Origin of the sequence: Endozoicomonas sp. SESOKO1, from assembly GCF_024606265.1 — a bacterium.
Lineage (GTDB): Bacteria > Pseudomonadota > Gammaproteobacteria > Pseudomonadales > Endozoicomonadaceae > Endozoicomonas.
This window is the reverse complement of sequence record NZ_JAHHPP010000317.1, coordinates 1-26,218: the sequence shown is the minus strand read 5'-3', so window position 1 is coordinate 26,218 and position 26,218 is coordinate 1. Positions and strand designations below refer to the sequence as shown.

Annotated in this window: 28 protein-coding genes and 1 pseudogene; 17 read left to right on the top strand and 12 right to left on the bottom strand. The window is 49.6% G+C overall.

Annotated elements, in window-relative coordinates; all coding sequences use genetic code 11:
• From KDK13_RS14450 to KDK13_RS14425, 6 genes and pseudogenes are all read left to right on the top strand, one after another.
• Positions 1-207, top strand: a 207-nt coding sequence (locus tag KDK13_RS14450) for a hypothetical protein (protein ID WP_257285681.1), incomplete at its 5' end; no start/stop codon positions are given.
• A complete protein-coding gene (locus KDK13_RS14445) occupies positions 188-487 on the top strand; it encodes a hypothetical protein (protein WP_257285680.1) in 300 nt (99 codons plus the stop codon). The genes KDK13_RS14450 and KDK13_RS14445, both read left to right, overlap by 20 nt.
• A gap of 2 nt (positions 488-489) precedes the next feature.
• Complete coding sequence (gene tnpB, locus KDK13_RS14440; protein WP_257285679.1) at positions 490-768, top strand: IS66 family insertion sequence element accessory protein TnpB; 279 nt, start codon at positions 490-492, stop codon at positions 766-768.
• Positions 681-1,540 (top strand): annotated as a pseudogene (locus KDK13_RS14435) (transposase); the annotation flags it as partial. The gene tnpB and the pseudogene KDK13_RS14435, both read left to right, overlap by 88 nt.
• A 66-nt stretch (positions 1,541-1,606) precedes the next feature.
• Positions 1,607-1,852, top strand: a complete 246-nt coding sequence (locus tag KDK13_RS14430; RefSeq protein ID WP_257285677.1) for a hypothetical protein — start codon at positions 1,607-1,609, stop codon at positions 1,850-1,852.
• 270 nt (positions 1,853-2,122) lie between these two features.
• Positions 2,123-3,106, top strand: a complete 984-nt coding sequence (locus KDK13_RS14425; RefSeq protein WP_257285676.1) for a hypothetical protein — start codon at positions 2,123-2,125, stop codon at positions 3,104-3,106.
• 38 nt (positions 3,107-3,144) lie between these two features.
• On the opposite strand, the gene KDK13_RS14420 is transcribed toward KDK13_RS14425, so the two are convergent.
• From KDK13_RS14420 to KDK13_RS14390, 7 genes are all read right to left on the bottom strand, one after another.
• Positions 3,145-5,304 carry a flagellar biosynthesis protein FlhA gene (locus KDK13_RS14420; RefSeq protein WP_257285675.1) on the bottom strand — a complete coding sequence of 720 codons (2,160 nt, stop codon included), beginning with the start codon at positions 5,302-5,304 and terminating at the stop codon, positions 3,145-3,147.
• The gene (locus KDK13_RS14415) at positions 5,304-6,473 is read right to left on the bottom strand and encodes a flagellar biosynthesis protein FlhB (protein ID WP_257285674.1); all 1,170 of its coding nucleotides are present in this window, start codon (positions 6,471-6,473) and stop codon (positions 5,304-5,306) included. Before KDK13_RS14415 ends, KDK13_RS14420 begins: the two co-directional genes overlap by 1 nt.
• Positions 6,474-6,482: 9 nt before the next feature.
• Entirely contained in the window at positions 6,483-7,244 is a 762-nt protein-coding gene (gene fliR, locus KDK13_RS14410) for a flagellar biosynthetic protein FliR (RefSeq protein WP_257285673.1), read from the bottom strand.
• 5 nt (positions 7,245-7,249) lie between these two features.
• A complete protein-coding gene (locus tag KDK13_RS14405) occupies positions 7,250-7,516 on the bottom strand; it encodes a flagellar biosynthetic protein FliQ (RefSeq protein WP_257285672.1) in 267 nt (88 codons plus the stop codon).
• Positions 7,517-7,699: 183 nt separating this feature from the next.
• A complete protein-coding gene (gene fliP, locus KDK13_RS14400) occupies positions 7,700-8,548 on the bottom strand; it encodes a flagellar type III secretion system pore protein FliP (RefSeq protein ID WP_257285671.1) in 849 nt (282 codons plus the stop codon).
• On the bottom strand, positions 8,520-9,191 hold the full coding sequence (locus KDK13_RS19245) for a FliM/FliN family flagellar motor switch protein (protein ID WP_257285670.1): 672 nt from the start codon (positions 9,189-9,191) through the stop codon (positions 8,520-8,522). Before KDK13_RS19245 ends, fliP begins: the two co-directional genes overlap by 29 nt.
• A 15-nt stretch (positions 9,192-9,206) precedes the next feature.
• Positions 9,207-10,283, bottom strand: a complete 1,077-nt coding sequence (locus tag KDK13_RS14390; protein WP_257285669.1) for a FliM/FliN family flagellar motor C-terminal domain-containing protein — start codon at positions 10,281-10,283, stop codon at positions 9,207-9,209.
• Between the two features lie 94 nt (positions 10,284-10,377).
• On the opposite strand from KDK13_RS14390, the gene KDK13_RS14385 reads away from it, so the two are divergent.
• The 7 genes from KDK13_RS14385 (at position 10,378) to KDK13_RS14355 (ending at position 17,406) form a co-directional block, all read left to right on the top strand.
• Positions 10,378-11,445 (top strand): OmpA family protein, encoded by a 1,068-nt coding sequence (locus KDK13_RS14385; RefSeq protein WP_257285668.1) that lies wholly within the window; start codon positions 10,378-10,380, stop codon positions 11,443-11,445.
• Positions 11,446-11,588: 143 nt separating this feature from the next.
• Positions 11,589-11,912 carry a flagellar hook-basal body complex protein FliE gene (gene fliE / locus KDK13_RS14380; RefSeq protein WP_257285667.1) on the top strand — a complete coding sequence of 108 codons (324 nt, stop codon included), beginning with the start codon at positions 11,589-11,591 and terminating at the stop codon, positions 11,910-11,912.
• Positions 11,913-12,103: 191 nt separating this feature from the next.
• Complete coding sequence (gene fliF, locus KDK13_RS14375; protein WP_257285666.1) at positions 12,104-13,774, top strand: flagellar basal-body MS-ring/collar protein FliF; 1,671 nt, start codon at positions 12,104-12,106, stop codon at positions 13,772-13,774.
• Entirely contained in the window at positions 13,767-14,807 is a 1,041-nt protein-coding gene (locus tag KDK13_RS14370; RefSeq protein ID WP_257285665.1) for a flagellar motor switch protein FliG, read from the top strand. Before fliF ends, KDK13_RS14370 begins: the two co-directional genes overlap by 8 nt.
• Before the next feature lie 4 nt (positions 14,808-14,811).
• Positions 14,812-15,666, top strand: coding sequence for a FliH/SctL family protein (locus KDK13_RS14365; protein ID WP_257285664.1), 855 nt, complete (start codon positions 14,812-14,814; stop codon positions 15,664-15,666).
• Positions 15,663-17,081, top strand: a complete 1,419-nt coding sequence (locus KDK13_RS14360) for a FliI/YscN family ATPase (RefSeq protein ID WP_373692248.1) — start codon at positions 15,663-15,665, stop codon at positions 17,079-17,081. The genes KDK13_RS14365 and KDK13_RS14360 overlap by 4 nt, the downstream gene beginning before the upstream one ends.
• The gene (locus KDK13_RS14355) at positions 17,056-17,406 is read left to right on the top strand and encodes a hypothetical protein (protein ID WP_257285663.1); all 351 of its coding nucleotides are present in this window, start codon (positions 17,056-17,058) and stop codon (positions 17,404-17,406) included. The genes KDK13_RS14360 and KDK13_RS14355 overlap by 26 nt, the downstream gene beginning before the upstream one ends.
• 15 nt (positions 17,407-17,421) lie before the next feature.
• Here the strand turns inward: KDK13_RS14355 and KDK13_RS14350 are convergent, their stop codons facing one another.
• From KDK13_RS14350 to flgA, 5 genes are all read right to left on the bottom strand, one after another.
• A complete protein-coding gene (locus KDK13_RS14350; RefSeq protein WP_257285662.1) occupies positions 17,422-18,972 on the bottom strand; it encodes a BCCT family transporter in 1,551 nt (516 codons plus the stop codon).
• 12 nt (positions 18,973-18,984) lie between these two features.
• Entirely contained in the window at positions 18,985-20,109 is a 1,125-nt protein-coding gene (locus KDK13_RS14345; protein WP_257285661.1) for a mandelate racemase/muconate lactonizing enzyme family protein, read from the bottom strand.
• Positions 20,110-20,232: 123 nt separating this feature from the next.
• Entirely contained in the window at positions 20,233-21,591 is a 1,359-nt protein-coding gene (locus KDK13_RS14340) for an FAD-dependent oxidoreductase (protein ID WP_257285660.1), read from the bottom strand.
• A 171-nt stretch (positions 21,592-21,762) separates the two neighbouring features.
• Entirely contained in the window at positions 21,763-22,242 is a 480-nt protein-coding gene (locus tag KDK13_RS14335; protein ID WP_257285659.1) for a hypothetical protein, read from the bottom strand.
• Positions 22,239-23,012, bottom strand: coding sequence for a flagellar basal body P-ring formation chaperone FlgA (gene flgA / locus KDK13_RS14330; protein WP_257285658.1), 774 nt, complete (start codon positions 23,010-23,012; stop codon positions 22,239-22,241). The genes KDK13_RS14335 and flgA overlap by 4 nt, the downstream gene beginning before the upstream one ends.
• 120 nt (positions 23,013-23,132) lie before the next feature.
• Here flgA and KDK13_RS14325 point away from each other — a divergent pair, with 120 nt between their 5' ends.
• The 4 genes from KDK13_RS14325 (at position 23,133) to KDK13_RS14310 (ending at position 26,024) form a co-directional block, all read left to right on the top strand.
• Positions 23,133-23,528, top strand: coding sequence for a hypothetical protein (locus KDK13_RS14325; RefSeq protein WP_257285657.1), 396 nt, complete (start codon positions 23,133-23,135; stop codon positions 23,526-23,528).
• A gap of 78 nt (positions 23,529-23,606) precedes the next feature.
• Positions 23,607-24,041, top strand: a complete 435-nt coding sequence (gene flgC / locus KDK13_RS14320) for a flagellar basal body rod protein FlgC (RefSeq protein WP_257285656.1) — start codon at positions 23,607-23,609, stop codon at positions 24,039-24,041.
• Between the two features lie 41 nt (positions 24,042-24,082).
• Complete coding sequence (locus KDK13_RS14315; protein WP_257285655.1) at positions 24,083-24,775, top strand: flagellar hook assembly protein FlgD; 693 nt, start codon at positions 24,083-24,085, stop codon at positions 24,773-24,775.
• A 37-nt stretch (positions 24,776-24,812) separates the two neighbouring features.
• A complete protein-coding gene (locus tag KDK13_RS14310; protein WP_257285654.1) occupies positions 24,813-26,024 on the top strand; it encodes a flagellar hook protein FlgE in 1,212 nt (403 codons plus the stop codon).
• Positions 26,025-26,218: the final 194 nt, after the last annotated feature.

Here is a 26,218-nt window from a genome sequence, read left to right as displayed (position 1 = left end):
ATCGAATTACAGATTAAGACCACGCTTTCTTATAAAAGTTCCTCCCTTTCGCCACGCATTCACCATTTATTCATGTTAACCAAGCATAAGGAATTGCTATGGCTATGTAAGCGCTTATTTAAGGACGTCTTCAAAACCCATCACCTGTCTGCCACGCTAACCCCTGTTTCAAAAACAGGAGCGAGTCGTGAATCAAAAACAACCTAACCGCCGCACTGCCCAACAGTGGCAAGCCCTCATCGATCAACAACGGGAAAGCGGCGTCAGCCAGAAAGCCTTTTGTCTTTCGCGCAATATCTGCCTGTCCACCTTCACATGGTGGAAGCGCAAACTAAGGCAGACAACCGAAAGGCCTGATCAACCCGCACAACCAGACTCTGACTGGTTCGAATTTAAAACTGATTTTCACCACACACCATCAGGCCTGCCTCCATGGGAAATTGAACTCGAATTACCGGGTGGCCTCATCCTCCGCATGAGGCGCTGACCATGTTTTTTCCTGAATCACAGGTGCGGGTCTGGCTTTATAACCGCCCCACCGATATGAGGAAGTCATACAACGGCCTGGTCGCTCTGGGGAAAAATACCCTTGAGGAAGACCCGTTGAGTGGGCAGTTGTTCGTCTTTATCAATCGTCGCCGAAACCAGTGCAAGGTACTGTACTTTGAACGTAGCGGTTACTGCATCAGCAGGAAAACGAGTCCCTCAAACATCAGCTGGCCTGGTTTAAACAACAGCTGTTCGGTGAAAAATCGGAAAAGAGACTGATAGAAAACCCTGACCAGCTGGCTCTCGGGGAGATCCTCAAGGACATTGAGTCTTCAGAGGTTCCGGAAACAGAAACCATCACCTATGAGCGCAGAAAGAAGCACAGGCCGGATGACTGTGTTACCGATCAGGGATTGCGCTTCACCGAAGGCGTACCTGTTGAGCTGATTCATATTCCGGCTCCTGAAATGCAGGGTGAAGACGCCGACCAGTATGAAATCATTGACCATAAATATACCCATCGCCTGGTGCAGCGTCCGGGCAGTTACGTTATTCTGAAATACCAGAGGGACGTCGTTCGCCACAAGGGTGATCAAACCCTGAGCACGGCGGCAGCCCCTTCCGGCCTGTTTGACCGCAGCTTTGCCGATGTGAGCTTTATAGCTCGCCTGCTGGTTGAGAAATACCCAAAGATCACTCATGCCGAGTGCTGGACACACAGCCGACGTTATTTCGTCAAGTCAGAAAAAGCGGAACCTGAAGCGACCAAAGAAGCCCTGAAACAGATCGGCGCACTGTACAAGGTTGAAGATGACATCCGTCGTCAGGGGCTGGAAGGCGATACACTGCGTGATTATCGCCAACAAAAAGCCAAGCCCCTGGTCGACCAGTTCTTTGAGTGGAACCGGGAACAGCGGCGACGGCTTGACCTGGTTCCCGGCAACCCTCTGAGCAAGGCACTGGGCTATGTTCACAAGCGGGAAAAGAGCTTCAGGTATACCTGAACGATCCAACGGTAGCGATAGACACCAATCATCTTGAGCGTGGCCTTCGTTGCATCCCGATGGGCAGAAAGAACTGGATGTTCTGCTGGACGGAAGAAGGCGCAGACCGATGTTTGTCAACAAATGTTGCCGTGTTCCAGACGCTGATCACCAGCTGCCTGCTGGCGGGCATTGATCCCTACAAATACCTATTAGTTACTAAAGAATGGCGTACGAAATACCACCGTCAGCGGGAACTGTCTGCCAGTCACATGGAACTTCCATTGGGATCAGTGGTCATGGAACTTCCATTGGGATCAGTGGTCGAAATCAGACTAGCTGATGGTGATGGTTACGTTCTTTACGCAGGATTTCTATGACTATCAAGGCATCAATTTAGTAAAATTAGCATGAGAGACAATTGAATGAACACCTCCATATCAGCATCAGTTAATCAAAAACCGACGTTGCAAGAAGAAAAGATACATGTTCATACCATCAACAGATTGTCTATTCCATTGGATTGCAAACGTGGCTGCCAAGGGTCGGCTATAAAGAAACTTCTGAGTACCAAAGGAAAAGAACTTATTTATAAATGGCAACAGGAAGGAAAAACCAGTCAAGAGATAGATAGCCAATTCGCATCCATAATGGATAAACTGGAATGTTATGATCTGCTTGCAGATAATGTCCCACCAATGGCCTGGCGTATCGGCCGCACCGTAAACGGCCGCCGGGTGACTGCATCTTCATTGAAAGAACCCCATGTAGTGCTTATGCAGGAGTTGACCGGCCATGACCGTGGGCCCATGCAAAAAGCTCTCAGCCAATACGGCTACAGACTCATCCAGTTTGCTCCTCACCAGAGTGATTCCCGAAACAGGCGGCACCATGATCTGCTTCACGGCACCGCTATATTCCTGCGCGATCCGGAAAACGCCCTTGAGGTGATCGCCAAAGATTCATTACCGGTTAGCAAAGAGGAAGTGGAAAACAATCCCCGGCTGTCAATGCACTCAGCAGAAGAAAAAAGCAAAATTGCCAAAAAAATTACCGGCAGAAAGGTAACCACCTGTGTATTCAAACTCAAAGGCACCCATCTTGCCTTTTCCGCAGGCTCCGAGCATCTGGTAGGTTTTAATAGAAATGCATCGAAGGGTCCTGAACTGGACGCTTCCAGACTAGTCGGCGCAATACAGCATGAGAGCCATTTGCAAAAACAGCTGACATTTATCAAACAGGTTGAAGCTGAACACGGCATCAAGGTCGTTGCCATGGTTTCCGGTGGGGATTTTAATGAAGATGACCGCTTTGCCTGTCACACCTGCGGGCAAACAAGTGGCCAGGTTCCAGATGATCTTTACCGTTTAAAAATATCTTCTGACTTCGGGTTCTTGCCACCGGAAACCCCGGAGGACCAGCAACCCTGCGAACTGATTTCAGAACCGGGTGAGCAGGCCCAGATAGATTTTTTAACCTTGCATAGTGGCAGCGAGATAAAGTGTAAGCTTGAAAATAATTTCAACAGCTACAGGGATCAGGTGGAAGAAGGCCTTGAGGAATACCCCTCTGACCATATCATGATATCTGCTGATCTCACTATCCCTGAGTTGGCTCAGCCAAGCCAGATGTAGGGGCTGCCTTCCAACTGCAGCCCCAGAAATCCCCCCATTCACCCCAACTGTCCGATAATTTCCACCTGAAGATCATCAGGGATCTCCTGAAAAGTCAGTATGGTTAATGACCGGTATTGCGCTATCCGGCTGTACCGTGAAAGCAAAGGCCAAAGCTGAGGGGAGACCAGCAGTACCGGTTCCACCTGTTTGTTGTGGGCTTTCCTGATCATCTCTGGAATATTGTTCTGCAGTTGCAGCGACAGGCTGGGTTCGATAACGAAAGACTCTTCTGAAAACTCCGGGTCGCGCCTGGCTTGCTCTCTGGCCATCAGCAGCATTTTTTCCAGTTCGTGTGACAGGGTAAATACAGCGAGCTGTTCCGGTAGTGACTGATGATTGATCAGTGGGTCAATAATCTGTCGTCGTAATGTGATACGAACCTGTCTCAGTAGCGCCAGAACATCCTGCTGCGGACCTGCAGCAGCCAATAGTGTGGCGGCAATGCGTGGGCTGTCAGCGATCGAAATATTATCAGCCAGTAGTCGTTTGAGAACCTGCATCAATATTCCCTGGGGCAATTTATCCGGAACCAGTTCATCACACAGCTTCGGTGAGATTTGCCGGAGATGGGCCAGCCACCCCTGACTCTCTTCGAACCCGAATAGATCGTCAATATGATTTTCTATCATCTTGCCGACATGGGTAGTCATCACGGTTGAACAATCAACCACGGTATAACCTGCCTGTAATGATGCCCCCCGCTCACTCACCGGAATCCAGTAAGATGTCAACCCATAACAGGGGTCTTTGACCGGAGGATCAAAAGGCAGAGGCTGGGCATTTTCTGTGGCAATAGCCAGCAGCTGATCCAGGTGCAGTTTAAAATGGTCAACGGCAACGTTGTGAAGCTGAATAGAATAACTGTCCGGGTCCAGGTTCAGGTTATCGCGAATATGGATCATTGGTATCAGAAAACCGTATTTTTCTGACACTTCCCGTCGCAGAAGCCTGATCTGACTGGCCAGCTCACCCTTTATTACAAGATCAGTGACAAGATCGGTTACGTGATTGCTTCCATGACCCGCAGGGTTCTGACTCAGCAGTGATATCACACGATAGCCAATATTCAGGCCAATAGGGTCAACAACTGATATATCCTGCCATGTGAGTCGCTCCTTTGAGGCCGCGCCACTTTCATCACCTTTGACATCAAGCGCCTTCTCACGTTCAGCGCTTCTTTCCATGGCTATACGTCGATAGATAAACAACATCATCAGTAAGCCTGGAATGACAAAAGCCACATGAGGCATCCCCGGTACCAGACCAATAACAACCAATACAGTAGCTGCGATCATCAATGCCCTGGGCTGACCGATAATTTCCTGTCGAACCTGCTGGTTCATATCCACAGCCCCGGATATGCGGGTAACCATAATGGCTGCAGCTGTGGATAACAGCAGGGAAGGAATCTGGGCGACCAGCCCGTCACCAATAGTCATCAGCCCATAAAGCTGAACGGCTTCGGTACCACTCATGTCATATTGCCAGATGCCAATGGCCACACCGCCCAGAATATTAATGAGCAGAATCATTAATCCGGCAATGGCATCACCACGGACAAATTTGCTGGCACCGTCCATCGCCCCGTAAAAATCCGCTTCACGGGTAATATCTTCCCGTTTCACCCTGGCCTCATTGTGATCAATCACGCCGGAGTTCAGATCGGCATCAATGGCCATTTGTTTGCCAGGCATCGAATCAAGAACAAAACGGGCAGTGACTTCTGATATTCGACTGCCACCTTTGGTAATCACCACAAAGTTGACGATCACCAGGATCAGGAAAACCAGCAACCCGACAAAATAATTACCGGCAATCACCACACTGCCAAAGGCTTCAATCACCTTGCCTGCCGCATACGGCCCATCATGGCCATTGATCAGCACCACCCGTGTCGAGGCAATATTCAGGGCCAGCCGCAACAGAGTGGCCACCAGCAACAGTGTCGGGAACAGTGAAAAATCCAGGGGACGGCTGATGTAAATGGTAAGAATCAGCAGAATCAACGACAGGGTAATATTAAAACTGAACAGGAAATCCAGTAGAAATGGGGGAATGGGCAACATTAGCATGGCCAGAACCACCAGCAGTAACAGCGGTGTAGCCAATAAGGAAGCCTTTGACGAGGTCGGCAGGAGCAAGCCGGTACTGCTCATTACTGATGTCCTGTGCTTGATGAATGCTGATATTTTTCAGGTATCTGTATATTGGGTGAGCCTGGACAGAAGGTACTTTGGTGAGTTCGGTAACGATCAAGTTGATAAAGGTAGACCATGATTTTTGCCACAGCCTGATACAAATCCGGGGCAATTTCCTGATCAATTTCCGTATGGTAATACAGCGCCCGGGTCAGCATGGGCTGAATCAGTACCGGCTTGCCCGCCGAACGCCCGATACTGATAATCAGCTCCGCCATATGATCAACTCCGCGGGCCACCAGCACCGGTGCCCGATGACGGTCTGGCTGGTATTTCAATGCCACCGCAAAATGACTCGGATTGGTCAACACAAGATCAGCATCAGGAATGGCATCCAGCATTTTCTTGCGAATCACTGAGGCCAGTTTTTGCCGTGTCTGCCGGATCCGCTGCCGGGTTTGTGGTGACACGTCTTCATTCTTGAGATTGTCTTTGACTTGTTGTCGTGTAAGCAGTTGTTGTTTCCGAAGCCGGTGTTTTTGCCACACAACATCAACAGCGGCGATGACCATAAGCACACAGGACAATCCCAGCCCGCTTGACAATAACAACGTTAATGCCCGGGTTGTGGCCACCGGAACAGGGTATGAACGCAGTGCCATGATTTCTGGCAGCCGGTAGCGCATGATCAAAAAAAGTCCCAGTGCTAATAACAGGGTTTTCAGTGATGCCCGTATCACCTCAGCCAGCCCCTGAACAGAAAAGATCCGTTTCAACCCTGAAACCGGATTTATCCGCCGGGCTTTTGGAGCCACGATGTTAACACTGAAAATAAAGGGGCCGGAAATCAGGGCACCAGCAGTGACACTGAGTAGAATAACCAGGAACATGCTGATCATAACCGCCGGAAACAGGGAGAACGCTGCCTGCAGACTGTTCAGGATCGATTCGGTGGCTTCAGAGGCATCACTCAACGGTGTGTCAACCCGGGCCAGCAGGGACATAACGTTTTCGATCTGATCAAAATAACGGGCATAGCCAAGCAGTAAAAAAATGGCCAGAGACGGCATGGCGATCATCAGATCTCTTGATCGGGAGACCTGTCCCTCTTGCAGGGCTTTCTTTTTCTGCCGCTCACTGGGTTGTTCAGTGGGTTCACTGCCCTGCTCTTGTTGTTCAGAATTCATCACAGGCTCCTAGTCAGACAAGAGCGAACCAAGAATCTTCAGTGCATAGTGGATGTGCTGCTCAACCGCATAAGGCACTTGCAGTATATTCAGGCTCAACAGTACGATTCCGACCAGAACAATCATGGGAAAGCCGAGGGTTAACAGATTCATCTGTGGTGCTGACCGTGTCATGAAACCAAAGGTGAGATTCACAATCAGCAGGCAGACAACAGCGGGAAGAGCAATAAGCAGCCCAGCCCCAAACATCCAGCCTGTCATGGTGAACAGGACAGATACTCTTTCGATAACCATCATAAAATGCCCGATGGGCAATGCATGAAAACTTTCAATGACCACCATAAAGAAAAGCAGGTGACCATTGATCAGGACAAAAAGAAGCTGAGCCATCACCTGATAGATACGGGAAACCACGGTAACACTGATACCATTGGCAGGATCGCTCAGCTCTGCAAATCCCAGAGCCATCTGCAGGCCGGTTAAATGCCCTGCAAGGTTAAACACACTGAAATAGATCAGTAATACCGCGCCAAACAGCAGTCCGGTAAAAAACTCGGAACAGGCAGCAAGGACAAGGCTCAGTGACAGATCGGTCGTCATTTCAGATGACAGTTGGAACATGGCAGCCACAGACAATGATAAAGCCAGCAGTAAGCGTACCGGGAGAGGCAACCACTCCCGGGTCAGCGGGCAGGTCATGACAAATCCAGAAACACGACAAAATACCAGTAAATAAAGCACCATCTGATGTAACAATTCAGAGAGCGCCATACTGGTCACTGGCTATTCACAATAGCAACAAAAAATTCATTAAAGATGACGCTTAACTTCTGAACCAGCCAGTGCATTGACAGTGACAGGGTTAATAATGTGATCAGTAACCGGGGCAGAAAACTCAGGGTTTGTTCGGTTACCTGAGTTGCCGCCTGGATAATGCTGATCAGCAGGCCTACCAGAAGACCCGGAGCAATCAGCACCAGGGCCATCCAGGAAACACTCCGCAAGGCATTGGCAAACATGTAGACCGCATCGTCAGGTGACATTTATGTATCCTGCGTCGTAAACAACATGTTGTAAGAAACTGCCCTGAAATCACTTCCACATTTCTACAGACGCTACCCGCTACCCGCAGCCCGCCTCCCGCTACCCGAAAAGCCGTAACCGCTTATGCTCTTGCGGGAAGCGGGCAGCGGGAAGCGGGCGGCGAGCTTTTCCCAAACAGCTTCTCAGGTAGAAAAACTTCTGATAGTGCCCGCCATAATAAGCCCCCAGCCATCCACCAGAACGAACAGCAACAGTTTAAAGGGCAGAGAGATCAACATCGGCGAAAGCATGATCATGCCCAGTGCCATAAGAACACTGGCAACCAGCAGATCAATGACCAGAAATGGCAGCAGGATCATCAGCCCCATCTGCAGACTGGTTTTAATTTCACTGCTCAAAAAAGCAGGCATCAGTACAGAAAACGGAATATTTTCTGGTACTACATCCGGTTCACCATCACCGTCGTTAACTGGAGAAATTTCACCGGATAGCACTAAAAATTGTTCCATATCAACCTTTCGGGTTTGCTTCAGCATAAACTGATGCAGAGGCAGTCCCGCGACATCTATCGCTTCCCTGAATGGCATTCGCTCTTCCAGATAAGGCTCGACAGCCTGCTTCCAGATCTCGTTAAATACTGGTTTCATAATAAATGCCGTCAGGATCAGTGCCAGGGCAATCAGGACCCGGGTAGGTGGTATTTGCTGCAACCCAAGTGCCTGGCGCAGTATGGCCAGAACGATCAACACCCGGGTAAAGCTGGTGGTTACCATCAGCAGCCCGGGGAGAAAAGCCAGTGCCGTCAATATTAAAAAAATCTGCAGGTTAACTGTGTAATCCTGCTGGTTATCACCGGACGTGACGGATAACAACGGCAACTGAAGCGATGCCTCAGACGCTGTGGATAAAACCAACAACAAGGCGGTAACAGGTATCCAGAGGCGACGGACATAAACGGTAATACATGCGACAACTGACAAGACGTCAATATCAGAGGATTTATCAGAGGATTTCCAGAATACGCAGGCCATAATAATCCCCTGTCCGAACAACTTCGCCACGAGCAAACAATACCCCGTTAATCATGACATCCAGAGGGTCATGTTCCCGACGGTTCAGACAGACGACAGACCCTGTGTGCAGGCTGAGAATATCGTTAATGGCCATACGTTTGCTGCCGACATTCAGGGTCATAGTGACTTCCAGAGATCCGACAAGCCCAAGATTTGACGAAGCAAGCCTGGCCAAAGGCTCTTCATCAGAATCATGCTTTTCATCAGGATCAGGCTCTTTATCAGGCGCTTCATACGACCCAGGCTTTGCATCAGCCGCTGTTAATGGCTTCGTACTACCATCTTCTACCGACTCTGACGCCTGCTGATGGTCTGCTTCATTATTATTATGCTCTACAGAGACGTCTGCTGACTTATCACCCTTCACTCCATCCAAAGGCTGTACATCAGAGCCATTCAAGCCTGACTGATCAGAAGTGTCATGCTGAACGTCTTCCTCCGCTGTATCCGATGATTCCGGATTAATTACCGTTGAAGGCTTATCATCAGCTGAAGGCTCATCATCAACTGAAAGCTCATCATCAACTGAAAGCTCATCATCAACTGAAGGCTCATCATCAACTGAAGGCTCATCATCAACTGATAGTCGTGAGTCGTTCACTGACTGTCCTCCCCTCTATAAACACTCATTGATTCGCACGGTAAGGTGACCTTCATGCTGCCCTGTAGCTCCTCGGAACAGGAGAGCATTCCCCACTCTCATCTGTGATTTTCCGGGATGGGGTATCGATAGAACGTCACCAACTTTCAGATCAAATAATTTGCTCATCGGCAAAGACAGTGGCTCAAGATCGACGGAAATATCGACTTCGATGTTGCCAGTAAACCGCACGATGCGATCCCGACATGGCTGCCTGGAATGTGTTTTCCTGTCAGACATTGATCCCTGCTCTACCATGGCACTGGTAAAAGCGTTGACCGGGGTATAGAAGCAAACAGGGAGCAACCATGGCGAGTCAGCATAAGCCGGGTCATGAAACTCAAGATCAAACTGATTCAGCAGGCAGTCATCCGTGAATGAAGCAGGGGTTATCGGTGATTCCCCCATCCATTGGGCCGAAGAAGAAAAGCCAGTGTCTGATACTGAAAAAGATACTGAACAATAAGATGCGCAGAGTGTCCTCCAAACCTCTGCAATGGTATTGGCAACCTGATCCAGAAGTTGCTTGCCAATTCTTGTGAACTTTCTCGTAAGAGCAGCAGGAGATTCATCAGATGAGGAGCCATCTGGTGCTGAATTTTCAGCCCCGGCAGGCAGCGAAGACAGGCTGCCACCAAAACAGAGGACAGTCATAAAGTCGGGCAGGCGCTGATCTAACTGTAAGAATGCAAAGCCCGGTTCACGGCAGATTTCCGACGGAACATGCTGATTACTGAACGGGAGCTGAAAGCGGTAGAGTGTTTCTCTGGGCAACTGCTGTAATTGGCTAATCGTCGTATAAACATCATCATTGAAATGACAACGGGCACCAACCACCGGGCTTTCAAAAATCGACTTCAGGGCCTTCAGCATCGTATCAGGAAAGGACAATGAAAGGGTCTCCAGCTTTCTGGTCATGTGCAATACCGATGGGGACGTCTGATGCAGATAACCACGCTGTAAATGCCCTGGATCACTGCTGAAATCAGCCATGCTATTCGCCAAATTGTGCTCCACACCACGCTCCGGGGAGCTAAACTCTGTAGAAGGCATTCAATATCTTCCCGTCAGCAGCCTCCTGAAAAAGTAGTTCATACTGTTTTTTTTTTCCATCCTGCCGGACAGAACCCTGTGCCAGGAATGTGCTATGAAACAGATTAGTTTTTTACTGCCATCACTACTTACTAACCCTGTTATCCTGATATCCAGGGCATTATTTTTGATCCTGCTCCATTTGCCAGTTTCTGCCAGCCTTTATGATGTCGTGATGGATGATATTGACTGGCAGCTATATGAAAAAAAATACTTTGAATGTCGTTTATATCAGAAAGTACCTTTATTTGGCGGTGTTTCTATTATTGCTGAAGCAGGACACCAACAGTCTATTGAATTAGAATCCTCGCTCTTCCCAACACGGCCGGAATCAGTACAGGTCTGGATCATGCCCCAGCCATGGGGGCACTATTACTATTCAAAAGGCTCTCTCGAAAGCGTATCGGAAATTAATCTGCCGGGCAGGCACGGCCAACGGCTCCAGGTCACTGATTATTATTTGTCCGATAATTTTCAGGTGGAAGGACTTGAGATGAAACTGAAAATGCCTGTCAGACAGTTGCTTGACCGGCTTGACAGTCGCAGTTATTTGTCTGTTTATATTATTGAAAAAACGTCGAAAGACAGTAGCCCTGCCAGCAACACCATTGAAGTCAGAATTCCCACGGTGGGGATGTTGCCAGCGATGGAGAAAATGTCAGACTGCATTGCCAGCTTGCTGCCAAGGAACTTCCAGCAGCTGCATCAATATAACCTTCATTATGCCCTGGGACAGTTTTCGTTAAATAACAATCAACGACAATGGTTATTAGATACTGCACGCTATGTAGCTGTGGATAAAAGCATCAGCGAAATTACCATTGACGGCAATAGTGATAATACGCCCTTCAGGGACAGCGATGAGACTATTGACCGGTTACAAAACCTGGAGTTGTCAAAAAAGCGGGCTGATGCTGTGCGCAACCTGCTGGAACAATACCTGAAGGACGCCAGAATTGTCCGGCCGATCAATGTCATTACCCGTTACCATGGCGAACGTTACCCTGTCGCCAGTAATGCAACCGCTGCCGGACGATATAAAAACAGACGGGTTGAGGTTACCTTGCTGAGAGATAGCTCCAGTAGCCCGCTGGAAGAATCTGAAGATTCTCTACCTCATTAATCATGGCAAGTACTGGTAAACAATCTATCTTTAATAGGATTGAAAACTGAGCCAACTGACAAAACATTTTTAAACCATTTTTTTAAACATCGTATTGAGCGTGAAGTAATAAGCGACAGCTTAAGTATGCGAGTAAATTATCAATGCCCAATTCAGCAATCTTGCCCCCGGACAATGCTTTTCAGGCGGGTACCCTGTCGGAGTTCATGCCAACTCCCATCAATCCCATCAGTAGCGGTGTGCAGCAATCTGATCCCTTTCATCGGGTCTTTGCAACCCTGTTGAACCATACCAACAATACCCAGCTCCAGGCAGAGCAGCGCATGGCTGAACTGGAAGCAGGGCAGGATAATCTGATTGAAACGGTGATGTCGATTCAGAAAGCGAGTCAGACCATGAGTATGCTGGTACAGGTCAGAAACCGTATTGTTGAAGGATATCATGAAACATTTAACCAGCAGATCTGATCAAACAGCCACCCATTAAGAAGTAGCCAGAAATGTTTGATTCTGCATGGCCAGCTACTTATCTGAATCCCCTGAAGAGGTTGTCGCAAAAATTCAGGTACGGCTCTGAATTACATCTGTGATTGGCAAGAATCTGATGGGCAAGAACCTGATGGGCAAGAACTGATGGGCAAGAAAGAGTGGACAAAACGGTGGATAAAAACACCTCCCTGCAATCGTCAGAGAGTATCAGTACGGCGTTAAAAAAATACTGGCACCAGCTGTATGGCTGGTCAGCTTCAATATTGAGAGGAACGCCCGGAAGCTCTGGAACGAACCAGAGATTGCTGATACTGCTGGTGGCCAGTGCCCTGCTGATAGCAGTGCTGATTAATACGGCCCTTTGGTGGCATGACCGTGACTTTCGCCCTTTGTATGGTTATGGCGAAAACTACAATATGGCAGCAATCATCGACATTCTGGATAAACAGGGCATTGGCTACCGCATCAACCCGGATGACGGGCAGCTACTGGTTCGTGCTAACCAGCTTTCAGAGGCACGCATGGCCATGGCTACTGGTGGAATCATCGCTTTCGGCTCAAAGCCATGGATGCCGGAGCAATCGAGTCTGGGCAGCAGTCGCTTTGTTGAGCAAATGCAGTTTCTCGGTGCCCTGGAAACGTCATTATCGGAAACGATCAGTGGTATCAGTGCGGTTCGCTACGCCCGTGTCCACTTATCTGTCCCTGAGCAGAGTGTCTTTTTCAGGAGCCGTCCTGCCGCCAAGGCGTCAGTGTATCTTGAACTCTACAATGGCATGCGACTTCAGCCGGATCAGGTTGAGGGTATTATGCGCCTGGTAAGCGGCAGTGTTGCCACACTTAATGAACAGGAGGTTACGGTCGTTGATCAATACGGCAATCTGCTCAGCCAGGCTATCGCTACTGCGTTGATCACTGGCGGCGATGGTACCAGTGATTCCTATTTTACCGCCAGAGCCCGTATTGAAAGTCATCTTGAGTGGCAGTTATCGAAAATTCTCGATGCGGTGGTCGGCCCGGGTTACTACCGGGTTGATGTTGCCGCTGATCTGACCTATGACAAAATAGAACAAAACTCCGAGCAGTTTGACCCGAATATTGTTTTACGGAGTGAATCGATCGAGTCTGGCACGCCATTTCTGATGGACAAGCCAGCCCCCATCGGTCAGGCACCTGCGGTCCCAGCCCCCGGGGCCCAGGCACCTGAATCTGGACAACAATCTGGACAACAAGAAGACATCGGTGAACAGAAAGTGATTCGTAACTATGAGGTCAGCCGCCAGATCAGCAATGAAACCCGGTATCCGGGACAACTAAAGCGACTGACCATTGCTGTGGTCATTGACGACGGCAGGTTAAAGCCCGAAACAACGATACAGGACAGTGAGGCAAAACTGACGACACTGATCAAACAGGCAGCAGGATTTGATGCATCCAGGGGCGATGCCGTGAGCCTCGCTATTCTCCCTTTTGCCAGTGTCCCACCCCCCCTGCCCACCAACGACCAGAAGAGCTTCCATCGCTGGCTTGACCTTGGTATCAAGGTGTTTCAATTGATATTATTGGCTGCACTCCTCCTGTTAATTGTATTGGGCTGTCGAAGGCTTTTACGGGACGGCTTCCTGTTGCCATCCAGGTCGGCAGACATTAACAGTCCCAACGTCGCGGGTATGGTGGATCCGTTCAGGACAACAGTAGCCGATGGTGAAATTCCAACTGACCTGACGCCAGTCACTCTGGAAGAGCAGGTTGCCCGATACCGGGTACTGGCCCAGGATGAGCCGGAAAAAGTTGCTGCCGTACTAAAAGAGTGGATCAACAGGAATCACGCTAATGGCTGAGTCGCAAACAGGGCAGTCTGTCCTTCCTGCACAGAGCCTGCCTGACACCAGCTGTTCCGGGGAGGAGGCTGCTGTCTTTTTGTTATTGCTGGGTGAGCAGGCTGCCGCCAACGTGATAAAACACTTTACCCCCGGTGAAGTGAGAGCCATCAGCCAATATTCTGAAAAATTGCAGGTAAAGAATCGTGACCAGCTGATATTGATGTTGAATCAGTTTGCACATTCTTACGCCAATGTCAGTTTATTGCTGGGTGATTATCAGATACAGATGCGGCAGGTCCTGCAAAAAGCCCTGGGTAAAGAACAGGCCCGCTGTCTGGTAAACCCGCCCGGCAGCCATCGGGAGCCACTGACCGGCCTGCAGTTAATGAAGCCGGAACTTCTGGCGACCATGATCAGGGATGAACCGGAGCAATTTCAGGCAGCTGTACTGGCCTGCCTGCAATCGGATCAGGCCTCGGATGTCATTAACCTGCTTCCCCGGGAACGGGTACAGGGAATTCTGGAAAGGATTGCCCACCTTGGCAACTTATCCCAGGCATCACTGCAGGCCATTGTGACTTTTCTGCAGTCCTTTCTTAATGAACAGGCAATTGATCAATTTCTGCCCGTGAACGGTGAGCAGCAGGTTGCTAACATTCTGAATCTTTTTGACACAGATTTACGAAACCAGGTTCTTCTGAGCCTGAAGCGCTCTGACAGTGCCATGGCGGTGCGGATAGAAGAACAAATGCTGGTATTTGCCCAGGTCATCCATCTTTCAGTGGATAATGTTGCCAGACTGGTTGCCAGTGTTGACCCAGCGGATTTAACCATGGCGCTTAAAGGTGAAACGGATGATGTTCGTCAACATATCTACCAGTCCATGAGTAAAAGAGCTGCTAATTATCTGCGGGAAGAAATGGAGGTATTGGGCGCCGTTCCACAGAGTAAAGTTAAAGAGGCCAGGCAGAGAGTGGTACAGGTAATGGACGATCTGTTGAAAAGTGGAGTGATTGAAATGCCCCGTAGTAATGAAGTAATGCTGGAGTAACCCGATGATAGAGACCACAGCATTAAGCCAGAGCACTGAAATGCACAATGCTGACCGGAAGGAAAATCATGATGGTGGTACCGAACCCACGCCATCGGAATCCGGCTTACCCCGGGATGAGTTCTCAAAGCCTGAACAACCCTGCATCCATCGCTATCAGTTTCCACCATCAGGTTATGACAAGGACCAATCCGCTGAACAGGATACTCCAGCTCAAATACCTGCCGGAAATAACTTTCAAATACTGCGGGAGATTGCTCGAAGAGCTCGAAAACGGAATCTTGACCATCGTCGTAAAGCAGCAGAGGCCGGATATGCTGAAGGTCAGCAACGTGGTTTACAGGATGGTTTTCAGGACGGTTACCAGAATGGTTTTGAGGCTGGTCATCTGGCCGGGCTGCATGAATCACAACTACAGCAGCAAGACAGTGCGGAGCAATGGCTGGCACTGATGAATAGTCTCTGGAATGAATTGCACAACCTTCACCAATCAACCCTGCTGCATTTAGGCCAGCCGCTGATCGAACTGATCAGCAAGGTTGTCAGGCAGGTAGTAAATCATGAACTTGCGATTTCGCGGGAGTCATTACAGCAACTGGTTACCGATTCTCTGTCCATGCTCACGGACATTAAGGAAGGGCATCTGGTGATTAATCCGGTTGATCGCCCTCTGATCGACCCCATTGTCAAACAGTTACCCGAAGGCTGGTCCATTCGCGAGGATGACCAGCTGACAGCGGGAGGCTGTCGTCTGATTACCGATCACGGCGAAGTTGATGCAACAGTGGAAAGTCGCGTTATGGCCTGCATTGATACCGTGCGTGAACAGTTAATTAATGAACAGTTGATGCCAGCGTGAACTTTTCAACACTCCCCTTCCCTCCGGTTGAAATAACCGACAACACCAGGACTGACCTCTGGTACAGGTTAATCCGACAATTGATGTCTGCCGGAGAACAGGTCACCACGATGACGCCTCTGCGGTCGTCCGGTCAGCTGATCAAGGTATCCGGACTGATTATGGAAGTGGCAGGCTGCAGAATGCAGACTGGTCAACGTTGCCTGGTTCAGGGAAGTGAGGGGCTTACTGTAGAAGCAGAGGTGGTAGGTTTTGACCGAAATACGCTGCTGCTGATGCCGATTGAATACCATGACGGCTTATCCCCCGGCGCACGGGTAACATCGATGGGGGACAACTCATCCGTTCCTGTGGGTGACGCCTTACTGGGACGGGTGATTGATGGTGCAGGCCGACCACTGGACAAAAAGGCAAAGCTTAAAGGTAGCGCAACTATCCGCCTCCACAGCCATCCGATTAATCCACTGCAACGATGCCCGGTCTCCACACCATTAGACGTCGGTATACGTTCTATTAATGGGCTACTGACCATTGGCAGAGGACAACGTATTGGTCTGTTTGCCGGGAGCGGCTCAGGCAAAAGCACGCTGCTGGGTATGATTGCCAGGAATACCAGCGCGGATATTGTGGTACTGGCCCTGATTGGAGAAAGGGGGCGGGAAGTTGGCGATTTTATCCGGCAGAATATGAATGACCATTGCCTTCAGCGCTCAGTGGTCGTTGCCGCCCCTGCCGATCATTCACCGGTCATGCGGCTGCGGGCTGCGCTGGTGGCGCACCGTATCGCTGAGTACTATCGGGATACCGGACATCATACCCTGTTATTAATGGACTCCCTGACCCGCTATGCCCAGGCTCGCCGGGAAGTTGGTCTGGCGACAGGTGAACCACCAGCAGCCAGAGGCTACCCGCCATCAGCATTTAATATGATTGCCCGGTTGGTTGAGAGGGCTGGTAATGGCTATGAAGCAAGTGGTTCATTAACCGCTTTTTACACCGTTCTGACTGAAGGGGAACAGGATACGGACCCCATCGGTGAATCTGCCAGGGCAATTCTTGACGGCCATCTGGTTCTCAGCCATGACCTGGCCATCTCCGGACACTATCCTGCCATTGACGTGGTAACCTCCGTCAGCCGAACGATGCCGCAATCAGTATCCGATGAACATCTCAGAATGTCGTTAACCTTCCGACGTCTATTAGAAAAAGCCCGTGAAGGGAGTGAATTAAAATTGCTGGGGGTCTATCAACCGGGAAATGATGCGGATATGGATATGGCCATGGCTGCACAGCCGGTTATGCTTGAATATTTGCAGCAGGGTATCAACGAAAAGGAGACGTTGGCAGACAGTATTCACCAGTTAACAACGTTGATTTGCGGACTTCATCATGGCCATCAGCAAAACACTGGTTAAACGTTTACTTCACCTTGAAGAACTGCAACATCAGCAGCGACTGAGTGATATCTGTCGCCAGCTCAAAGTACTGGAAAAGCATAATAGATTGATCGAAACACTGGATACGGCAGGCAATGCGACAGTGGCCCAGAATAACCAAACCGGGTCACGCTATACGGGCATACAAGTCATCAACCGGGCGATGTTCCATTGGCAATTGTTGAACAGCTGGCAGCTTTGCATTGAGGCACGTTCACGACATACCGACACAATCCGGACTCTATCCACCGAGACAACAGTGAAAATGCAACGACTTGAACGGTTGCGCCAGAGGTACAAATAACATCAAGGGATTTTTTCAGGCCAGCCCCAGTCGCTTATCCTGTTCTTTCTGGTGTTCCATAATGCCGTGATAGCTTTGTTGCAGGTATTGCAGCGTCCTGATGGCGGCAATCAAAAACACGGGCGTAATTAAAACGATAATCAATACCGGGAATGACTTGAGAATATTCAGGTTCGCATTGATCAACAGAAAGACTATAGGCAAAGCCGTCAGCAAAAGACACCAAAACAGACGGAATACAGGTGAGACATTGGCTTCGGCATCCAGCTTTTTCGTGACAATACCAGTGAGGGAATATGAGGTGCCATCCAGCGTTGTTACGGTAAACAGAATCATAGTGACCAGATAGATTGCCGTCAGTACCATAGGCATCGGGCTGTGGGCAAAAATCGCCTTCACCAGCAAAGTTGGCTGTCCTTCTTCGATCATTGCCACACCGTCAATGGTGCCGGTTTCAATCAGATTCATGGCATAAGTACCACAAATGCCAAAAATCGCCACACTGCCCATCGTGCCGCCGATGACCAGAATCAGGATTACATCCCGCAGCTTATGGCCCAGGATAATCTTGGTGATAAATACGCCCACACCCGGTGAGTAAGAGATCCAGTTGGCCAGGAAAAACACCGTCCAATATTGTGGAAACAGTGTGTTGCCAAACGGATCGGTACTGGTGCTCATGCGTATGTATTCCGTTAGCATAACCCCGATACCATTGGTCGTGTTGTTCATGATCAATGCGGAAGGGCCAATAATGAAAATCAGCCCGACAAAAAAAGCACAGATATAGATGGTGGCGCTGGATAGCCTGGCCATGCCTTTCTCAATCCCGATATAGGAGCTGAGGGAGAAAATAACAGACAGCCCCAGAATTACCCCGATACCCAGCATAAGGTTATCGGGAATCCCGGTCAGGCTGGCAATATTGGAAGAGATCATCGGGATGCCCAGTCCCAGGGTCAGGGCTGTGGCGGCCAACGTGGTGATAATAAACAGCAGGTCAACCAGTTGTTGCACCCACAGTGGCAGTGCGTCGTTAAACAGGCTGTTGAGCACACCGCTTAAACTCATGCGCTGGCTTTTTTTCAGATAAAAGACAACGGCAAAAGGAATGGCAACGATCAGATAAATAAACCAGCCAGCCGCCCCCCAGTGAAACATATTGTAGGCGGTGGCGTACTCCATGGACATATCGCGGTCGGTAATGCCAAATTGCGGATCCATAAAGTAGTAGACACTTTCAATAAATCCCCAGTACATGGTACTGGCACCCATGCCCGCCGAGAGCGCCATGGCAAACAGCTGAAACTTGCTGAATTTGGGCTTGCTGTCCCCCATGCGAATTTCACCGAAACGGGAGAGAGCCAGGTAGAGCAGTACAATCGTGGCAAAAATGGTATACCACAGAAAACCGCTGCCAAAGTTGATGACGGTATAATCCAGCATGGCACCCATGGTGCTTTTTACCGATTCAGGATAAATCACCGCCAGAATGCCCAGTAGCAACACGGCTGCAAAGCTGATAAGCGTCAGCTTTAAATCAATATTTGAAGTCTGGAGCTTCATAGGTGGATCCTGTCATTCAAATGAATAGGAAAGAATGGCGGCTCTATTTACAGCATCCCAGTCCATTTCAACACCTAATCCGCCACCCTCCGGGGCATGGACAAAGCCATCTTTATCAGTACGGATGACATTTTTAGCGCCGTATTCAAAATTTTCGTAAGGATAGGCCTGCTCAAAGTATTTGCAGTTATGATGAGCCAGTGCCACATGCAGATTGGCTGCCTGGGTGATGGTGTAACCCCAGCTCTGAATTTCCAGCGGTTTGCCAAAAGCTTCAGCCAGGGCAAAACATTTGTTCAATGGGGTAATGCCACCGCAGACAGTGGCGTCCTGACGAACATCAGACCACAGATCGTTGGCCAGCGCGTGCGCCACTTCCGGCAGGGTCACCAGACAGTTGCCGTGACTGGAAATCTGTACACTGGTTTCACTGACCAGACGCTGATACGTCTTGTAGTCATAATCGGTTACCGGTGCCTCAAACCAGGCCCATTGGTATTCTTCCAGCAATTTGGCCATTTGCAGCGCTTCTTTCTGGGTATAGTACATGGCAGTATCCAGCATGAAATCGATACCGGTATTTTTGTAGCGCTCATGCACAGCCTTCACCAGTTGCTGGTCCCGTTCAAAAATGCAGTAACAGTGAAGTTTGATCGCCGTATAGCCATGCTCAATGCAACCATCAATAAACGGAAAATAATCTTCCACTGTGTCAAACATCGGCGTAGATGAATAGGAGAGCATTTTCGTCCGGCCACCACCAAGCATCATATACAACGGAACGCCTGCCTTTTTCCCTTTGATATCCCAGGCGGCAATGTCAAAAGGCGATTTGGCAACCAAACCTCCCCAACTGCAGCGGTTCATCAGCCAACGGTTCAGCTCTTCCGTCATGAGGGCATTCTTGCCAATGATACCCGGAGCGATGGTGCGCATGGACTCAACAATGCATTTATCAAAATCATTTTCCGTATAACTGATGGTGGCACCCGCCCCCTCCAAACCATCATCAGTCATCATCCGGACAATATTATTGGTATACAACAGTGGCTCCTGATCGGCAGCCCACGGCAAGGCATCAGCATTACGGTCAGCAACCGCGTAAATCTCGATACGGACAATGTTACTTTCTAACATAACGGGTTCCTCGAGAAGGCTATTAATTGAAAGATCAAATGAAAAGATCAGAATAAAAGCCAGGGCATCACTCGCCGCGATAACTGACCTTAAGCGATAACTGACCCTAAGATAGGGGAAAGGCTAAAAACGACTTCCGGCCAGCTGCATTCTTTGCCGAACGTCTTCGCCCCGAATGTCGCGGAAACTTCGCTCTTCCTGAATGGAGATAATGGCCGCCTGGGCTGCGGCATGGCCATATTCGAAGGTTTGGGCCGTTACCCGTGCTGAAGCCAATGCTTCGTGCTCAGCAGACAGACAACGACCGGCAACGATAATATTCTCACCTTTAACAGGAACCAATGTGCCGTAAGGTACCTCATACCAGTCATCAAGCAGCCAGTGCAGTTTGGGTTTGGTTCCTGAATGCAACTCGATGGGCCACGGACTGCGGGCAATGCCATCAGGAGGTTTAAGGCAGTTGACCACATCCTCATTGCCCAGTTTTTTCACCCCTTCAATGGAACGGGTTTGCCGAACGCCGACCTCCACCCCGGTATCCACCACATAGCTGTCTTCACAACCCGGAACATGGTTCTTCAGAAAGCGGGCGTACTCACGCATCTGCTTACGACCACCGATTTCGGCTTCGGTAAAATCCGCCGGATCGATAACATTGAGCACACGATCACCCTGTCCGGCAAGACGGGTGGAGTTCACCATTAATTCATTGGGTCGGGTGGTCGGGAAAATCCAGATTTTATGCCGGGGCATCTGGTACTCACCACTGGCGTTAAGGGCCAGAATCTTTTCCGTTACTTTTGGCGGACAGATGGTATCTTCGCCAAAGAAATCCAGATAGGTATCCATCTTCACATTCCCGATACGAAAGAACATGGTAGGATTCTGGATTACACCATCATCGCCGAAGTAGTATTCACCTCCGGCACGGGCGACCACTGCCGCATCCCCACTGGCATCAATGATACGTTTTGCCAGGATCAACGACTCACCGGCATTGGACTGAACGACAATTCCCTGGTAACTATCACCATCCATAACAACGCCGCTGGCATAGGTATGATAAAATATATCAACCCCCGCCTCTTCCAGGCACTCATCTGCCACCTCGCGCCAAACCAGCGGATCGTGGGTAACTGTGAAAGTTTTGCCATAGATCTGGGGACCAGTGACACCGCCGCGCCTGGCCAGGCGACTGCGGAATTCTTCGGCAAAACCAAACACCACTTGTTCCGGCTGATGGCCAGGATTGTCGGATGCCATGAACAAACCGCATATAGTGCCTGACAGGCCAGCTACCGCCGCTCCGCCACAAAAACCGTATTTTTCAATCAGGACCGTTGATAATCCGTTACGGCCACTGATTGTGGCTGCCGCAACCCCGGCGGAACCACCACCAATGACCAGTACATCAACTTCTTTGAGGATGGGCAGGCGTAACTGATGCTGGTCAAAATGACTTTCCAGCTGCCACTGTTTCATGACACTCTCACAATTGGAACCAGACGACATATTGAGAATATACGAAAATAAACATTATGCCAGAACCGACTTGTGCTTTTGCGGGAAGCGGGTAGCGGGAAGCGGGTGGCAGCATTTTCCCAGTCTGAATAAAATGATGAAGTTATTCCGGAACAACTCCTAACTACTGTCTTACAGCTTGCACAACGTCTTACCACTGGACGGGTAGGTGACAGTCGCATTTTTTCCGTAGGATAAGGGCGGTCCACGAAGCAACTCAATAAACGCATTGCAGTAACTGGTGAGTCTCGCCAGCGAATGGCTATTGCCCTGTTGCAGCGCCTGGCACGAACGGATCAATCGATCTATTTCAACCGCCTGAATACTGTCATTATTTGTTATTTTATTCTGATACGGTGTTGTTAAGGATGGTGTTAAGGATGGTGTTAAAATAGGTTTTAATTGCTGACAAATATCAGCGCACTCTTCTGATAAATGAACGACAGCTTCAATATTTTTTCTGGTTATTTCCTGCGCCTGAAGGCTCAGCAGTCTCTCCAGATTTTGCAGCAACAGCAGAAGTTGGGAGCACTCTTTTTTTGGTGCGACATTTTGTTGTGCGACTTGTGCGACATCATCATCTTGATCTTGTGACTCATCATCCGGCATCATGAACGCCTCTCACCTTTAACCGGGCGTACCTCGCCTTCATTGATCACCCGGCATTTGACCGGCCTGCCATTTTCTTTCTGAACCAGGATAATATCTCCCACATGTCCACTTTCCATCGCAACACCCGTGGTCGTTAATTCGATATTTCTTGATTGAACGACGATGCTTATATGTTGACCTCGACGGATAGCATTGGCTCTTTTTACCATATCCGTGGTAATCACAGACCCGGCGCTGATTTTTCGGGTAGTGATGTATCCGGAAAGATTATCCTGAAAAACATTGGGTTTCATGGAACTGAAACGAACTTTTGATTTTTTCAGACCCGACAGCCCAGGTCTCGACAACGCCTCGCCCCGGTTTATATCCCTGTCGGCAAGCAGCACCGATACGTCAAAATCAACGCTGACCGCCAGCCGTTGTTTCCAGCGTTGCTCAGGAACGGTGCCATTACTTTCAGGGCAGCTGATTAATAATGGCACCTTGCCATTCTGGGCCATGGCAGAGAAGTGGATATCCGGTGTTGCCGGACAATATGGCAGTTGCTGCCAGCGCTCTTTGTGCAACAAAGCCACCCTGGGACTGCTGCCATTGAAACGTTTGGCCAATGAGATCGAATGCTGACAGAGCTGATCGATGATCTCCCCTTGAATACTCTGGTCAGTGCCCTTGTCGGATTGATCTGAATGTCCCCCGTTATGGGTACATGACACTGAATAGGCGCCAGCAATATTGGGGATGTTGAGTAAGCCAAGACATAAGGAAAGCATCAAACAACGCCTGATTGACAGCTTTCTGCCAGTAATAAAATATTTTGCAAATAAATACATTTTCTACGACAACGGACTATTCTTTATACACGACTTAATATAGACGAATAGATAATCTGTATGTTGATTTCATTTGAGTCTGCCATGGGTATACACCCGACAGTAGCGCAACTCAGAAGCTCTCAGATTGCCATCCAGTCAGGCAATATCTTTAACATTGAAACACCACAATACCGGACACTTGAAGCTCAACTGAATTTTTATCCTTCGAATCCCGGTTTATCCCGGGATTTGTCTGTCTCAGATAAACGGCATATCACCCAGAATCAAATAGCTGACGTTGAGTTATCCATTGCCTTTAAAAATCCCGGCGATACTGCCTCGGAAAATGGCAACGATGTATCCCTGGCACTGGAGCAGGCAAAACTTGCACAGTCAATGGCCGGGTACAATATCAGCATATCGTTAATTCGGGAGCGCCTGAGCATGCTTGATAAGGTCATTAGCGGTCGTTAGTCCATGACATTGACCCATGACGTTGATCCATAAATAGACGTCATAAGTTGTTCATTTGATGAAGCGAGTAATTGCCCCATGAGTCTGCAAACGGTTCAGGCCATGTCTGGTTATGCCATGGTTGCCCAGGCAACCCGTATGACGATGATTGCCGAGACACTCTCATACAGTGAGGTTCCAGCGGCTTCTGCAGCAGAGGTATTGCAGCCGGGGCGGGTATTACTTCAGGCCAGGACCGTAGATGCTGGCTCCGCTGCCAGAGAGAACATTCCGGCGTTTACCGTTGAGGTAGCGAGAATTATCAACGATAAATCTCCCCCCCAGGTGCGTTATCAGCCGGGCCATCCCCTGGCGAATGCCAACGGTGAAGTGTTTTACCCGGATATCAGTACGGTTGAAGAAATGGCAACCATGATTTCGGCGGCCAGGTCTTTTGAGGCGGCTGTCTCGGTGTTCACCAGTGCCCGTCAGATGCAGGGGCAGGCACTGGAGCTGATTGGTGTTCATGGCTAGCCTCCTGGTGGCAACGAGTCCTGTAACATGTAGGCATCACTATGATTCCATCCATTCAATATGAAACATCTTTCACCCAGGGCAGTAACGTTTCATCGTCGCCTTCTTCCGATAGTGCCAGTGCCTTGAGTAAAAACTTCATGACGTTGTTGATTACTCAACTCAGGCACCAGAACCCACTGGAACCGATGGAAAGCGGTGATCTGCTGAATCAGCTGGCGGCAATGACGTCTGTTTCAGAGTTAAGGGATATCCACGCCGGTATCAGTCGGTTGAGCGATCAGTTTGGGGCAGCCAATCTGTCCAGCGCTACGGCACTGCTGGGTCAGGATGTCGCTATTGATGCCGGGCAATTTTCATTCAATGGCGATGGGGATAAATTATCCCTGTCTTTTCCCTCGCCCGGTGCAGGGCACGTGCTCCATTTTTTGCTCACGGATCAGAATGGCGTCCGGGTAAAAGAAGCCCATTACCAGGGGCGTCTCAGTGAGCCACCAGGTGCTCCGATCAGGAAAAATCTGGATCAATTGTTTGGTGCTCTGCCTCATGGCCATTACTGGTTGAAAAGTATCATGGATGGTCATGATGACAGCGAACCGGACGTACTTCCTGTGCAACTGGTCAGCAAAGCGAACAGTATTATTTTCAACAACGCTGATCAAACACCACAGATCAGACTTGAGGCCATGGAACCAGTCGCACTGTCCAGGATTCGTTCCGTGACCCGACCATAAGGTTGATTGTTTTGCCTAATCGGTGAGGTAAGCGTCGATGTCAATCAGTATTACGGGCATGAATGCTGCCCAAAGCCAGCTGGAGATAGCCAGCCAGAACCTGACCAATTCAGAAACGAATGGTTACAAGTCGTTCCGGGCAATTCTTGGTGATGTCTATGCCCAGGCGGGAACCTCAGCGGTGGATATGGCCGGAGTCACTCTGCTGGCAACCCAGCAACAGTTTGCCCAGGGACAATTAACGCAATCGGGTAATGCCTCCGACCTGGGTATTGATGGCAAGGGCTTTTTTATTCTCAGTCATAATGGTGAGCAGCTTTACACCCGGGCAGGCATGTTCAATCAGAATAATGAGTATTATCTGGTGAACCCCAGTGGTTATCGCCTCCGGGGCTACGGTGTAAACAGTGAGGGTACCCTTGATAGCTCAAAGCTGGTTGACTTGCAGGTCAGCCAGGCTGACCTGCCGGGCAAAGCGACCACCAATGCATCGGCTACCATTAACCTCAATGCCAGTGAACCGGTGATTGACCGTACAACGGTTGCCCTTAACCCCTCAGACACCAATACCTTCAGCTGGTACGGAGCGCTGAATATTTTCGATAGCCTGGGTGGACAACATACCCTGGGTACCTATTTCACCAAAACCGCCACCAGCCAGTGGCTGCTTGAATTCCAGGTGGATGGGGAGTCCCTCAAACAGACAGAACAACTGTCATTCAACAGCTCTGGCCTGTTGACGACACCCGGCGATGCCATGTTTTCACTGACACCACCGACGCTGACCTCCGGTGCCGTTTTCCAGCCGGTGGCCATGGACTATTCCGGCGTCACCCAGTTTGCCATCGACTCGGCATTTCGTCCCCTGGTGGTTAACGGGCAAATGGCGGGCAGTCTTAACCAGGTCAGTTTTGGTGAAAACGGTTTTCTGCAGGGTAACTACAGCAATGGTGAACAGCACGTTCTTGGGCAGGTGGCACTGGCTACCTTTCCAAATGATAACGGGTTGGTGGTTCAGGGGAATAATACCTGGATGTCGTCTATGGTATCCGGTACTCCGCTCTTCAGTCCGCCGGGCAGTAATGGTGCGGGCGCCATAAATGCAGGGTTTGTTGAACAGTCCAATGTGGATCTGGCCAGCGGGTTGTCGGACGTCATTCTTGCCCAGCGCAATTTTCAGGTAAATGCCAAGGCATTCCAGGCAGAAGATGTCCTGTCACAAACGCTGATCAATCTCACCTCACGGTAATCTGGCCATGTTTTCCGGAATGCAGATGACCACTGCCAGTGCCGAACGAATCTGGCAAAGCCTGTCGGTATTTGCCGGTAATTTATCCGGTCAATCGGTGCCTGGCTATCGGGGCGACTCAGTATTTGCCCAGAAACTGCAACAGACACAGGCGGCCATGGCTGAACACCGGGTTCCTGCATTTTTCCTTCAGG

What these genes read in the sequence shown, in the direction of transcription:
- tnpB (WP_257285679.1), top strand. Translation starts at nt 490, where the DNA reads ATGTTTTTTCCTGAATCACAGGTGCGGGTCTGGCTTTATAACCGCCCC.
- KDK13_RS14425 (WP_257285676.1), top strand. Translation starts at nt 2,123, where the DNA reads ATGGATAAACTGGAATGTTATGATCTGCTTGCAGATAATGTCCCACCA.
- KDK13_RS14420 (WP_257285675.1), bottom strand. Translation starts at nt 5,304, where the DNA reads ATGAGCAGTACCGGCTTGCTCCTGCCGACCTCGTCAAAGGCTTCCTTA.
- KDK13_RS14415 (WP_257285674.1), bottom strand. Translation starts at nt 6,473, where the DNA reads ATGAATTCTGAACAACAAGAGCAGGGCAGTGAACCCACTGAACAACCC.
- fliR (WP_257285673.1), bottom strand. Translation starts at nt 7,244, where the DNA reads ATGGCGCTCTCTGAATTGTTACATCAGATGGTGCTTTATTTACTGGTA.
- KDK13_RS14405 (WP_257285672.1), bottom strand. Translation starts at nt 7,516, where the DNA reads ATGTCACCTGACGATGCGGTCTACATGTTTGCCAATGCCTTGCGGAGT.
- fliP (WP_257285671.1), bottom strand. Translation starts at nt 8,548, where the DNA reads ATGGCCTGCGTATTCTGGAAATCCTCTGATAAATCCTCTGATATTGAC.
- KDK13_RS14390 (WP_257285669.1), bottom strand. Translation starts at nt 10,283, where the DNA reads ATGCCTTCTACAGAGTTTAGCTCCCCGGAGCGTGGTGTGGAGCACAAT.
- KDK13_RS14385 (WP_257285668.1), top strand. Translation starts at nt 10,378, where the DNA reads ATGAAACAGATTAGTTTTTTACTGCCATCACTACTTACTAACCCTGTT.
- fliE (WP_257285667.1), top strand. Translation starts at nt 11,589, where the DNA reads ATGCCCAATTCAGCAATCTTGCCCCCGGACAATGCTTTTCAGGCGGGT.
- KDK13_RS14370 (WP_257285665.1), top strand. Translation starts at nt 13,767, where the DNA reads ATGGCTGAGTCGCAAACAGGGCAGTCTGTCCTTCCTGCACAGAGCCTG.
- KDK13_RS14365 (WP_257285664.1), top strand. Translation starts at nt 14,812, where the DNA reads ATGATAGAGACCACAGCATTAAGCCAGAGCACTGAAATGCACAATGCT.
- KDK13_RS14355 (WP_257285663.1), top strand. Translation starts at nt 17,056, where the DNA reads ATGGCCATCAGCAAAACACTGGTTAAACGTTTACTTCACCTTGAAGAA.
- KDK13_RS14350 (WP_257285662.1), bottom strand. Translation starts at nt 18,972, where the DNA reads ATGAAGCTCCAGACTTCAAATATTGATTTAAAGCTGACGCTTATCAGC.
- KDK13_RS14345 (WP_257285661.1), bottom strand. Translation starts at nt 20,109, where the DNA reads ATGTTAGAAAGTAACATTGTCCGTATCGAGATTTACGCGGTTGCTGAC.
- KDK13_RS14340 (WP_257285660.1), bottom strand. Translation starts at nt 21,591, where the DNA reads ATGAAACAGTGGCAGCTGGAAAGTCATTTTGACCAGCATCAGTTACGC.
- KDK13_RS14335 (WP_257285659.1), bottom strand. Translation starts at nt 22,242, where the DNA reads ATGATGCCGGATGATGAGTCACAAGATCAAGATGATGATGTCGCACAA.
- flgA (WP_257285658.1), bottom strand. Translation starts at nt 23,012, where the DNA reads ATGCTTTCCTTATGTCTTGGCTTACTCAACATCCCCAATATTGCTGGC.
- KDK13_RS14325 (WP_257285657.1), top strand. Translation starts at nt 23,133, where the DNA reads ATGTTGATTTCATTTGAGTCTGCCATGGGTATACACCCGACAGTAGCG.
- flgC (WP_257285656.1), top strand. Translation starts at nt 23,607, where the DNA reads ATGAGTCTGCAAACGGTTCAGGCCATGTCTGGTTATGCCATGGTTGCC.
- KDK13_RS14315 (WP_257285655.1), top strand. Translation starts at nt 24,083, where the DNA reads ATGATTCCATCCATTCAATATGAAACATCTTTCACCCAGGGCAGTAAC.
- KDK13_RS14310 (WP_257285654.1), top strand. Translation starts at nt 24,813, where the DNA reads ATGTCAATCAGTATTACGGGCATGAATGCTGCCCAAAGCCAGCTGGAG.